This window comes from Phenylobacterium sp. (genome assembly GCF_035309685.1).
GTDB lineage: Bacteria > Pseudomonadota > Alphaproteobacteria > Caulobacterales > Caulobacteraceae > Phenylobacterium.
The window spans coordinates 1-9,553 of the sequence record NZ_DATGEX010000030.1 but is presented as its reverse complement, the minus strand read 5'-3'; the positions used below and the strand labels follow the sequence as shown (position 1 = coordinate 9,553).

14 protein-coding genes and 1 tRNA gene are annotated in these 9,553 nt (G+C 66.8%); 10 read left to right on the top strand and 5 right to left on the bottom strand.

The genetic code is table 11. From position 1 onward, the window contains the following. Positions 1 to 143: 143 nt before the first annotated feature. From VKQ35_RS09440 to VKQ35_RS09430, 3 genes are all read right to left on the bottom strand, one after another. Positions 144 to 2,219: an alkaline phosphatase D family protein gene (locus VKQ35_RS09440; protein ID WP_324360874.1), complete on the bottom strand. Its 2,076-nt coding sequence runs from the start codon at positions 2,217 to 2,219 to the stop codon at positions 144 to 146. A gap of 120 nt (positions 2,220 to 2,339) precedes the next feature. Beyond that, entirely contained in the window at positions 2,340 to 2,489 is a 150-nt protein-coding gene (locus VKQ35_RS09435; protein WP_324360872.1) for a hypothetical protein, read from the bottom strand. A gap of 36 nt (positions 2,490 to 2,525) precedes the next feature. Beyond that, the gene (locus VKQ35_RS09430; RefSeq protein WP_324360870.1) at positions 2,526 to 2,693 is read right to left on the bottom strand and encodes a hypothetical protein; all 168 of its coding nucleotides are present in this window, start codon (positions 2,691 to 2,693) and stop codon (positions 2,526 to 2,528) included. A 180-nt stretch (positions 2,694 to 2,873) separates the two neighbouring features. On the opposite strand from VKQ35_RS09430, the gene VKQ35_RS09425 reads away from it, so the two are divergent. From VKQ35_RS09425 to VKQ35_RS09395, 7 genes are all read left to right on the top strand, one after another. Continuing rightward, a tRNA-Trp gene (locus VKQ35_RS09425) sits at positions 2,874 to 2,949 on the top strand. A gap of 73 nt (positions 2,950 to 3,022) precedes the next feature. Next, positions 3,023 to 3,328, top strand: a complete 306-nt coding sequence (secE, locus tag VKQ35_RS09420) for a preprotein translocase subunit SecE (protein ID WP_324360868.1) — start codon at positions 3,023 to 3,025, stop codon at positions 3,326 to 3,328. Between the two features lie 10 nt (positions 3,329 to 3,338). Beyond that, complete coding sequence (nusG, locus tag VKQ35_RS09415; RefSeq protein WP_324360866.1) at positions 3,339 to 3,911, top strand: transcription termination/antitermination protein NusG; 573 nt, start codon at positions 3,339 to 3,341, stop codon at positions 3,909 to 3,911. 20 nt (positions 3,912 to 3,931) lie between these two features. After that, the gene (locus VKQ35_RS09410) at positions 3,932 to 4,360 is read left to right on the top strand and encodes a GxxExxY protein (protein WP_324360864.1); all 429 of its coding nucleotides are present in this window, start codon (positions 3,932 to 3,934) and stop codon (positions 4,358 to 4,360) included. Positions 4,361 to 4,541: 181 nt separating this feature from the next. Further along, complete coding sequence (gene rplK / locus VKQ35_RS09405; RefSeq protein WP_324360862.1) at positions 4,542 to 4,973, top strand: 50S ribosomal protein L11; 432 nt, start codon at positions 4,542 to 4,544, stop codon at positions 4,971 to 4,973. Positions 4,974 to 4,976: 3 nt separating this feature from the next. Continuing rightward, positions 4,977 to 5,663: a 50S ribosomal protein L1 gene (gene rplA / locus VKQ35_RS09400; protein ID WP_324360860.1), complete on the top strand. Its 687-nt coding sequence runs from the start codon at positions 4,977 to 4,979 to the stop codon at positions 5,661 to 5,663. A 76-nt stretch (positions 5,664 to 5,739) separates the two neighbouring features. Further along, complete coding sequence (locus VKQ35_RS09395) at positions 5,740 to 6,246, top strand: acetyltransferase (RefSeq protein ID WP_324360858.1); 507 nt, start codon at positions 5,740 to 5,742, stop codon at positions 6,244 to 6,246. A gap of 7 nt (positions 6,247 to 6,253) precedes the next feature. Here the strand turns inward: VKQ35_RS09395 and VKQ35_RS09390 are convergent, their stop codons facing one another. Then, complete coding sequence (locus tag VKQ35_RS09390; protein WP_324360856.1) at positions 6,254 to 7,345, bottom strand: ferritin-like domain-containing protein; 1,092 nt, start codon at positions 7,343 to 7,345, stop codon at positions 6,254 to 6,256. A 410-nt stretch (positions 7,346 to 7,755) separates the two neighbouring features. On the opposite strand from VKQ35_RS09390, the gene rplJ reads away from it, so the two are divergent. The 3 genes from rplJ (at position 7,756) to VKQ35_RS09375 (ending at position 9,187) form a co-directional block, all read left to right on the top strand. Then, complete coding sequence (gene rplJ, locus VKQ35_RS09385; RefSeq protein ID WP_324360854.1) at positions 7,756 to 8,271, top strand: 50S ribosomal protein L10; 516 nt, start codon at positions 7,756 to 7,758, stop codon at positions 8,269 to 8,271. A gap of 57 nt (positions 8,272 to 8,328) precedes the next feature. Next, complete coding sequence (gene rplL / locus VKQ35_RS09380; RefSeq protein ID WP_324360852.1) at positions 8,329 to 8,718, top strand: 50S ribosomal protein L7/L12; 390 nt, start codon at positions 8,329 to 8,331, stop codon at positions 8,716 to 8,718. Between the two features lie 79 nt (positions 8,719 to 8,797). Further along, entirely contained in the window at positions 8,798 to 9,187 is a 390-nt protein-coding gene (locus VKQ35_RS09375) for a hypothetical protein (RefSeq protein ID WP_324360850.1), read from the top strand. On the opposite strand, the gene VKQ35_RS09370 is transcribed toward VKQ35_RS09375, so the two are convergent. Next, on the bottom strand, positions 9,132 to 9,553 hold a 422-nt coding region (locus VKQ35_RS09370; protein WP_324360848.1), incomplete at its 5' end, for a hypothetical protein. The genes VKQ35_RS09375 and VKQ35_RS09370 overlap by 56 nt on opposite strands.

Below are 9,553 nucleotides of genomic sequence, written 5' to 3'. Positions count from 1 at the left end.
GAAGGCGGCCGGACCGTCGGCTCCGGCGTCGTGGCCAAGATCATCAAGTGACCGCGAGCGCCTAGGCGCTCCGAGTCATCCCCGCGCAGGCGGGGATCCAGTAACGCAGAGGCCGCCGGCTAACCCCGGCGGCCTTTTGCTTTTCAGATCGACAGTTTCGGGTCGCCTTCGAGGATGCGTTGCTCGAGATGCGGCCGTTCGCCGGCTTTCCACAGCGCGGCGCGGTGGACGACGCGATACTCCAGCGGGCCGCCGTTCGGCGCCGGGTTACGCTCGATCGGGCGTTCGATGGCGACGAATTCTGTCTCAAGAGCCGCCGGGCCGGCGCGGACGATGGCGTAGCCGTGGCCAGCCATGTCGACGAACTTCAGGTGCGGCGACAGGTCAGGGTTGGAGAGGGCGCGCGCCTTCAGGACATCGCGGCTGGCGGTGTACTCCAGCGCCGAGCGCACGCCATGGCGCATCGTCATGTTCATGGTGTGCTCCGGCTTGGCGTTTGGCCGGTCGGCGAGGAACAGGGCCCGCAAGGGGTGCGCCTTGGGGAAGGTGTGCTCCAGGGCCTCGGCCATACCGGCCGCCGAAATCGACCCGGTGATGAACGCCACGCCCACCGGCTCGAACGCCTTAGGCGGCAGCGCCTTGGCGGCATAGCCGGCCCAGAAGCTGTGACGATCGCCGCTGATGACGGAGAAGCCGGTGATCTTGTTGTCGCGAACGAAATCGTAGAGCTCGCCCCGCTCGGCGTAGCAGCCGGACCAGTCGCCGCCGCCGCCGTCGGCGTAGCCGGCGCCCGGCCACGGCTTGGTGAGGCCGGTCGGCAGGTTCTGATAGTCACAGCGCAATTCCAGTGTGCCGTTGGTGGCGCCCCAGATCTTCCACGTGGCCTTTGAAGCCTTCAGCGTCTTCAGGAACCAGGCCTTCTGCGTCGCGCCCAGCATGGTCACCGGCGCCTGATCCTTGCGGAAATTAGGGATCGCCTTGTCGCCGAAGCGGATTTCGGCCGGCGGCTTGCCGCCATCGTAGGCGCGGCCGGCGTCCAGCATCTCCGTCAGCTCCTGAGGCTGGAATTCAGGGAAGGCCGCCAGCGGCGGCCCCAGAGGATTGACCTCGGGCCGGTCGTTGGGGTCCTCGGTGCGGTAGGCGTGCTGGTCGGTGAGGAACAGCTCGACGTTCTTGCCGAACCGCAGGGCGCGGTAGGACGTGAGGCTGCCGATGGCGGCCAGGTTGTTGGGCTCCTGGCCCAGGCCCTGGTCGTCGAAGGCGGCGACCGGGGTGTTGGCGACGTCCGGGGCGTCGAAGCGGTTCAGGGCGCCCTTGTGGATCACCCGCGCCGGCTGGTGCTCGAACCAGGCCTGGTTGGCGGCCACACGGCGGGTCTGGCCCCAGATCACCTGGTCCCCGAACTTCTGGATCGACTGATAGCCGCGCCAGGAGAACTCGTGGTTGTCGCCCATGTTGACGAACGGGAACCACGCCCGCGCGTCCTGCAGGTCGGGGTCCTTCAGGTAACCCAGCCAGACCGCCCGGTAGTCGTCGAGCGTGGTCGGGTAGTGCATGTCCTGGAATTTTACCCCGTTCGGGTAGCGGGCGACGTCGCGGATCTTTCGGTCGTACCGGCCTTGCGGGCGATCCTCCGGGTACCAGACGATCTCGTAGATGAAGTCGCCCAGGTGGCAGACGAAATCCAGCCGCCGGTCCGGCGGCGCCTGGCGATCCTCGTAGAGCATCCGCACCCAGGCGTTCATCGCCCCGGCGTTGGCGTCCTGGCAGGAGACGAAGGCGAAGCGGACCTCGCGCGGATCGTCGGGCGCGGGCGCGGTCAGCGTGCGGCCGATCCGGCTGCCGGCGCCGTTGGCATCGACGAAGCGGTACCAGTACTCGCGGCTGGGCTTGAGGCCGCCGACCAGGACGCGAACCGTCCAGCCGTTTTCAGCAGACGGGGCGGCAGGTGCGCTCGCGACAACGCGCTGGAACGCCTCATCCTCCGCCACTTCCGCGACGAGCTTTGCCTGAGCCTGCTCGCCCGATGTCGGAGGCCGCCGGGTCCACAGGATTACGCTGTCGTGCTGGGGGTCGCCCGAAGCGACGCCTTGGGGGAAGAGGTCACGGCGCTCGGTCCACTTGAGCTGCGACGGCGCGGCGCGGCCGCCGCTCCAGGCGGCGCTGGCGCCCAGGGCGGTGGCGGCGGCCAGGAAGCGGCGGCGGTCGAGCGCGGTCATGGCTGAAATCCCGAATGAATCCCGAGCCAAAGAGCTACGACTGACCTCGCGCTTGCCGCTAGGCCAAAATTGCGCTCGCGACGCGCGTTTCGTGCGTTTCGCGGCCCGGGATCGCCGATCCTAGCGGACCGGCCGCATGGAGCTGATCTGCCCGCCCAGGCCGAACTGGCGCAGGTCGCGCACGTCGTGGTCGAACACCTGGCAGCGGCCGCGGAAGTCGCTGTCGCTGCAGACCATCCAGGCGCGGCGGCCATCGATCCGCAGGCTCATGGCGCGGCCTTGCTGGCAAGGCGGCTCAGGGGGCCGTCAGGCGGGCTTGGGCGGCGACTTGCGAGGCTCGCCGGTCGCCGGATCGGTCCGGGTCTTGTCCGAGCGGGAGGAACCGTGAGCGCCGGCTGGCTCGGTGGCCGGGCGGGGCGGGGAGCCCGGCTTCTGGTCGTCGTCGCGGTTGTAGCGGGCGTCGGTGTTCGGCATCGTTGAAAGGCTCCGCGGGCGCTGGCGTCAGGCCTGGGGAACGGTCGGGGCGCGGCAATCGATCCCCCTGGCCCGCGCCTCCCTTGCCCGACAGGGGCGCCCCTGCTAAACGACCCGGCTCCGGCGATGAAGGGGGCGGCGCGATGTAACGCGTGCTGCTGTCTGATAGCCGGGGGCCGAAGGAGTGTAGCTCAGCTGGTAGAGCATCGGTCTCCAAAACCGAGGGCCGGGGGTTCGAGTCCCTCCACTCCTGCCACCCTATATGTGAGACTACGAAAGGGCGCGACGTCCGCGGCCCTTAAGAGAAGCGAGAGTTCGAAGAAGCCGCCATGGCCAGGAAACCGGGCACTAACCCGTCAGCAATCCGCAACCGCGCCGCCAAGACCGCCGCGGTGATGGCGTCGCCGTCGGCGGCGGCGCTCGCGCCCGCCAAGAAGCGCCCGAGCCTGGCGCAGTTCTTCCGCGAGGTCCGCACCGAAGGCCGCAAGGTCACCTGGACCAGCCGCCGCGAGACCTGGATCACCTCGGTGATGGTCGCGATCATGGTCGCCATCTCGATGCTGTTCTTCTGGCTCGTCGACGCCGGCGTGAGCGCGAGCGTCAACGAAGTTCTCAAGCTGGCGTCCGGAGCCTAAGATCAAACTCATGTCCGAAGCCGCTGAAACCACCACCGCCCCGTCCAACCCGCGCCACAAGTGGTACATCGTCCACGCCTACTCGAACTTCGAGAAGAAGGTGGCCGAGAGCATCCGCGAGCAGGCCAAGACGCAAGGGCTGGACGAGAACTTCTCCGACATCCTGGTGCCGACCGAAGACGTCGTGGAGATCCGCCGCGGCCGCAAGGTCAACGCCGAGCGCAAGTTCTTCCCGGGCTATGTGCTGGTGAAGATGGAGCTCACCGACGAGGCCTACCACCTCATCAAGAACACCCCGAAGGTGACGGGCTTCCTGGGCAGCGGCTCCAAGCCGATGCCGGTCTCCGAAAAGGAAGTCGCCCGCATCATCGGCGCCATCGAAGAAGGCGTGGAACGGCCCAAGCCCACCATCCAGTTCGAGATCGGCGAGCAGGTGCGCGTCACCGACGGCCCGTTCGCCAGCTTCAACGGCTCGGTGGAACAGGTCGACGAGGAACGCGCCCGCCTGCGCGTCACCGTCTCCATCTTCGGCCGCGCCACCCCCGTCGAGCTCGAATACAACCAGGTCGAAAAGACCACCTGATCTCCTGAGCGGCCCTGGTTTTGGAACACGAAGACCACGAAGGGCGCGAAGATCACGAAGGGCGACTGAATCTTCCGCGGGAGATCGAGGCGGTCGGCCGCCAGGTGCTCGACAGTGCGATCAAGGTCCACCGCGCCCTGGGGCCCGGCCTACTCGAGTCGGCCTACGAACATTGCCTCGCTCATGAACTGACTGGCCGAGGCCTCTCAGTTCGGCGGCAGGTTGGCTTACCCATCGAATACGAAGGCCTTCGGCTGGACGCTGGGTATCGTCTCGATCTCGTTGTCGCCGACAAAGTTATTGTGGAGGTGAAGGCCGCTGAGGCGATCTCGCGCCTCTACGAGGCGCAACTTCTTACTTACCTCAAGCTCTCCGGCCTTCGGCTTGGCTATCTCCTGAATTTCAACGCCGTCCAACTTAAACAAGGGCTTCGCCGCTTCGTCCGCTAGCTTCGTGGTCTTCGTGCCCTTCGTGGTCTTCGTGTTCCAACCGACCGCGTGTTGTTTCCACGGCCCATCGCTGCTATGAGCGCCGGCTTCGCGGTTCGCTGCGAAATCAAATCCGTGGGAGGGGCTGCCCGGACCACGGCCACATAGGTGGCTTTGACGAGCCGCCGCATTGGAGACAGGCATGGCCAAGAAGATCTTGGGCTATATCAAATTGCAGGTGCCCGCGGGCGCCGCGACGCCTTCGCCGCCCATCGGGCCGGCGCTGGGTCAGCGCGGCGTCAACATCATGGGCTTCTGCAAGGAATTCAACGCCCGCACCGAGAAGGAACAGCGCGGCACGCCGCTGCCGACCGTGATCACGGTCTACCAGGACAAGTCGTTCACCTTCGTCACCAAGACCCCGCCGGCGTCCTATTTCATCAAGCAGGCGCTGAACCTGAAGTCGGGCTCCAAGGAGCCGGGCCGCTCGGTGGCCGGCAAGATCAGCCGCACCCAGCTGCGCGACATCGCCGAGAAGAAAATGAAGGACCTCAACGCCAACGACATTGAGGCCGCCGCCAAGATCATCGAGGGCTCGGCCCGTTCGATGGGTCTTGAGATCGTGGAGCGCTAGGACATGGCGAGCACCAAGCGCATCAAGGCCTGGACCGGCGACCGCACGGTCGCCCATCCGGTCGAAGCCGCCGTCAAGCTGGTCAAGGAAAACGCCAAGGCCAAGTTCGACGAGAGCGTCGAGATCGCCGTCAACCTGGGCGTCGACCCGCGTCACGCCGACCAGCAGGTCCGCGGCGTGGTCTCGCTGCCCTCGGGCACCGGCCGCGACGTCCGCGTCGCCGTCATCGCCAAGGAAGCCAAGGCCGCCGAAGCGACCGCCGCGGGAGCCGACATCGTCGGCGCCGAGGACCTGGTGGAACGCATCCAGGGCGGCTTCATGGACTTCGACCGCGTCATCGCCACCCCCGACATGATGGCCCTCGTCGGCCGTCTGGGTAAGGTCCTGGGCCCGCGCGGCCTGATGCCGAACCCGCGCGTCGGCACGGTGACCATGAACGTGGGGCAAGCCGTGAAGGACGCCAAGGGCGGCGCCATCGAGTTCCGCACCGAAAAGACCGGCATCATCCACGCCGGCATCGGCAAGGCCTCGTTCACCGAAGACCAGCTGCTGGCCAATGTGAAGGCGCTCGTCGATGCGCTGAACAAGGCCAAGCCGACCGGCGCCAAGGGCGTCTACATCAAGAAGATCAGCCTCTCCTCGACGATGGGCCCGGGCTTCAAGGTGGATACGGCCTCGGCCGGCGCGTAGACGCCGCACGCCGATCGACTCTGAATCAGGGAGCTCGCGGCGACGCGGGCTCCCTTTTTCGTTCCAGGAGGCTGTTATGGCCGACGTCACCCTGCACATCGTCGAGCCGGCCCAGAAGCCGGTGCTGGAGAACCTGTTCCAGCTCTACACCCACGACTTCTCCGACTTCTGGGGCGGGCGGGAGGAGGGCGAGCTGCAGGAGGACGGCCGGTTCGCGCCGTACCCCTACCTCGACAGCTATTGGACCGACACCGACCGCACGCCGCTGTTCATCCGCACGGAAGGCTTCCTGGCGGGCTTCGCGCTCCTCAACCGCTTCAGCCATTCGGGGCTGCCGGTGGACCACGCGGTGGCGGAGTTCTGGATCGCCCGCAAGCACCGCCGCTTCGGCGTGGGCCTGGCCGGGGCCGTGAAGATCCTCGGCCACCGGCCTGGCCAGTGGGAGATGGCGGTGGCGCGCAGGAACACCGGCGCCCTGCCGTTCTGGCGCAGGGTGGCGGCCGAGGTCGCGGGCTCTCAGGTGGACGAGATCGACCGCGACGACGATCTCTGGAACGGCCCTATCGTCCGCTGCCGCGTCTAGCGCCGCGTCAGGCGGTTTCCAGCGCCTGGGCGCGCTGGATCACGCTCGACACATAGTCGCGCCGCGCGTCGTGCTCCTTGGCGATGGTGTCGTCGGCCTCCTGCAGCGCCTGCACGTCGGCCTGGGCGAAGCCGATGATGCCCATGGTCTCGTAGCCGTTGCGGATGGTGTCGCCCCACAGGCCGATGTCCTTCACGATCGGGACGATGCGGGTGAACAGCGACGAGCGGAACATCGCCATGAAGCCGGAATCGTACATGTGCTCGGCGCAGCGGGCGGGATCCAGGCCCAGCGTCTTCCAGACCTCCACCGCGTCGAAGCGGTCGCGCATCAGGTAGCAGGCCTCCAGCAGGAACTCCTCGCGTTCGTTGCGCTCGGCCTGGGTCAGCTGCGGATAGAAGTCGCGCAGCGCCAGGCGGCCGAACGCCACGTGGCGGCTTTCGTCCTGCATGACATAGGCGTTGACCGCGGCGGCCAGCGGGTTCTGGGCATGGTCGCGGATCTGCTGGAAGGCGGCCAGCGCCAGGCCTTCGATCACCACCTGCATGCCGAGGTAGGTCATGTCCCAGCGGCTGTCGCGCAGCACCTGGTCGATCAGCTCCTGCAGCGGCGGGGTCATCGGGTAGGCGACGCCGAACTTTTCCAGCAGGCGCTTGTAGCTCTCCACGTGGCGCGCCTCGTCGATCACCTGGGTCGAGGCGTAGAACTTGGAGTCCACGTCCGGCACCTGGGTGACGATCTTGGCCGCGCAGATGAGCGCGCCATGTTCGCCCTGCATGAACTGGCTGATCTGCCAGCCCTGGAAGTGGCGCCGCACCGTGGCCTTCTCCTTGGCCGACATCTTCTCGTACTCGGCCATGCCGGAGATCGGCAGCATCTCTTCCGGCAGCTGCTCGGGGTTCTCCTCGTCGAGCTCCTGGGTCCAGTCGATCCGCGTCTCGGCGTCCCACTGCATCTCCACGCCCTTGCGGTAGAGGCTCATCATGGTCTCGCGGCCATCGGCGTAGTCCCAGTTGAAGACCACGTCGAAGTCCTGCGGCACGTGCCAGACGCTGCCTTCCGGCGCGGGGAACGGATAGCGGTCGCTGAGCTTGCCCATGGGCTGTCTCCCTCGCGTATGGGGCCCGTCTGGATGCGGGCCTCGCCTGCGCCTGGCGATCTGACGGCAAAAGGCGTCGAAGCGCAAATGGCCCGACGGTTGCGGCGGTTGAGTTTCGCTGCGTCTTCCTGTAAAGCCCGCCGCTCTAAAGTTTTCGCCGCCTTCGGGCAGCGATGGACGGGGCGCAGACCACCGCACCCCATCCTGTCCAAGAACTGCGTAGTCCTGGGGGTCACTCAGGACCGGAACGTGAAGGCGGGCCCGCCTTCAGCCGCAGGGAGACGGGAAGAAGAGGTTTCGCCAGCGCTTCCGCTTTGCGGCCGCGCGTCGGACCCGCGGCTTTCCTTTCGGACAGGTGATACCCGGCGTGCGCATTCGCGTGCGTCGAACCTGACTATGTGGAGACCGCAATGGACCGCGCTCAAAAGCAGGAAGCCATCGAGACGCTGAAAGGCGTGTTCGACGGCGCCGGCGCCGTGGTCGTGACCCACTACATGGGTCTGACCGTTGCGGAAATGACCGATCTGCGGGGCCGCCTTCGTGCTGAAGGCGCCCAGCTGCAGGTGGTGAAGAACACTCTGGTGCAGAAGGCCTTGAACGGCTCGGTCGGCGAAGCGGGCGACGCCCTCTTCAAGGGCCCGGTCGCGATCGCCTTCGCCCCCGACGCTGTCTCCGCCGCCAAGGTCGCGACCCAATATGCCAAGGACAACGAGAAGTTCACCGTTGTCGGCGGCCTGATGGGCACCGAGGTTCTGGACAAGGCGTCGATCAAGGCTCTCGCGAGCCTGCCCTCGCTCGACCAGCTCCGCGGCAAGATCATCGGCCTCCTGCAGGCGCCTGCGACCAAGATCGCCGGCATCATGCAGGCCCCGGCCGGCCAGCTCGCGCGTGTTGTCGGCGCCTACGCCGCCAAAGACGCCGCCTGATCGTCAAATTCGCAAAACGCCTTCCCGAACACACGAAACCTCAAAGGATCAACTCAAATGGCTAATCTCGACACCCTCGTGGACGAACTGTCCAAGCTGACCGTGCTGGAAGCTTCCGAGCTCTCCAAGAAGCTCGAAGAAAAGTGGGGCGTCTCCGCCGCCGCTCCGGTGGCCGTGGCCGCCGCTCCGGGCGCCGGCGGCGGCGCGGCTCCGGCCGAAGCCGCTGAAGAGCAGACCGAGTTCACCGTGATGCTGACCGCCGGTGGCGACAAGAAGATCAACGTGATCAAGGAAGTCCGCTCGGTCCGTCCGGACCTCGGCCTGAAGGAAGCCAAGGACCTGGTGGAAGCCGCTCCGGCCGCCGTGAAGGAAAACGTCTCCAAGCAGGAAGCCGAAGAGATCAAGAAGAAGCTCGAAGAAGCCGGCGCGAGCGTCAGCATCAAATAAGCTTCGCTTCAAAGCGACTAGACTTCAGCAGGCCCGGGGGTTCTCCTCCGGGCCTGTTTCGTTTGAGCGGGCAGGCGGGATGAACCTTCTTTGGCGCATTAGCATCGCGGTGGCCTTCGTGGCCTTTGCCGTTGTAGGCGCACTCATGTTCGACCGTTCTTCCAACGGTGTGCCGCTGCTCATGGCTATTCCCGCGGTGGCCGCTCTCGCGGCGACAGCCTTTCGCGTTCATCCGTTCGTCGCGATCGCTATTGCGCTTGTTGTTGGCGGAGGATTGGCGATCGCTGGGACCCAGGCGCTCGTCGAGATATCAAATCATCGCTTCGGGGACGTGGACCCCGAGGGCGTCATCGCGATGCGGGCGCTTGCACTTGTCCTGGTGCTGATTGCCGCCCCGATACTGACGGCCCTGCTCAGCCAGTTGCGAGCGCGATCAGGGACGCCTCAGGCGCAGTCAGACTGGAACTGATCGCGCGCGGCCGGTCGGTCGGCGGCATGCCGTTGATGGCATAGACCAGGGTCCGGCCGTCGCGGCGGTTCCAGAAGAGGCCGGTGATCCAGCCGTAGGCGTCGCCGAAGTGGCCGCGCCAGTCGCCCGTGCCCTCGCCGAAGAAGGCGTCGCCGCCGGGACCGGGCCGTCCGACCGGCGCCTCGCAGCCGAGGCCATAGCTTTGCAGGAGGCCGTTGTCGGTCTCGCCGTTGGGCGCCGCGGGATCGTAGGTCCAGGTCCGGACCTGCATCGCCTCCAACCCCGCGCGCGGCACGACTTGGACGCCCTGCCAGCGCCCGCCGGCGGCGTAGAGGCGGGCCAGCACATCCATGTCGGCGAGGCTCA

Excerpts from the sequence above, each read along its gene's own strand:
- rplL (WP_324360852.1), top strand. The coding sequence starts at position 8,329 with ATGGCTAATCTCGACACCCTCGTGGACGAACTGTCCAAGCTGACCGTG.
- VKQ35_RS09395 (WP_324360858.1), top strand. The coding sequence starts at position 5,740 with ATGGCCGACGTCACCCTGCACATCGTCGAGCCGGCCCAGAAGCCGGTG.
- nusG (WP_324360866.1), top strand. The coding sequence starts at position 3,339 with ATGTCCGAAGCCGCTGAAACCACCACCGCCCCGTCCAACCCGCGCCAC.
- VKQ35_RS09390 (WP_324360856.1), bottom strand. The coding sequence starts at position 7,345 with ATGGGCAAGCTCAGCGACCGCTATCCGTTCCCCGCGCCGGAAGGCAGC.
- secE (WP_324360868.1), top strand. The coding sequence starts at position 3,023 with ATGGCCAGGAAACCGGGCACTAACCCGTCAGCAATCCGCAACCGCGCC.
- rplA (WP_324360860.1), top strand. The coding sequence starts at position 4,977 with ATGGCGAGCACCAAGCGCATCAAGGCCTGGACCGGCGACCGCACGGTC.
- rplK (WP_324360862.1), top strand. The coding sequence starts at position 4,542 with ATGGCCAAGAAGATCTTGGGCTATATCAAATTGCAGGTGCCCGCGGGC.
- VKQ35_RS09435 (WP_324360872.1), bottom strand. The coding sequence starts at position 2,489 with ATGAGCCTGCGGATCGATGGCCGCCGCGCCTGGATGGTCTGCAGCGAC.
- VKQ35_RS09375 (WP_324360850.1), top strand. The coding sequence starts at position 8,798 with ATGAACCTTCTTTGGCGCATTAGCATCGCGGTGGCCTTCGTGGCCTTT.
- rplJ (WP_324360854.1), top strand. The coding sequence starts at position 7,756 with ATGGACCGCGCTCAAAAGCAGGAAGCCATCGAGACGCTGAAAGGCGTG.
- VKQ35_RS09440 (WP_324360874.1), bottom strand. The coding sequence starts at position 2,219 with ATGACCGCGCTCGACCGCCGCCGCTTCCTGGCCGCCGCCACCGCCCTG.
- VKQ35_RS09430 (WP_324360870.1), bottom strand. The coding sequence starts at position 2,693 with ATGCCGAACACCGACGCCCGCTACAACCGCGACGACGACCAGAAGCCG.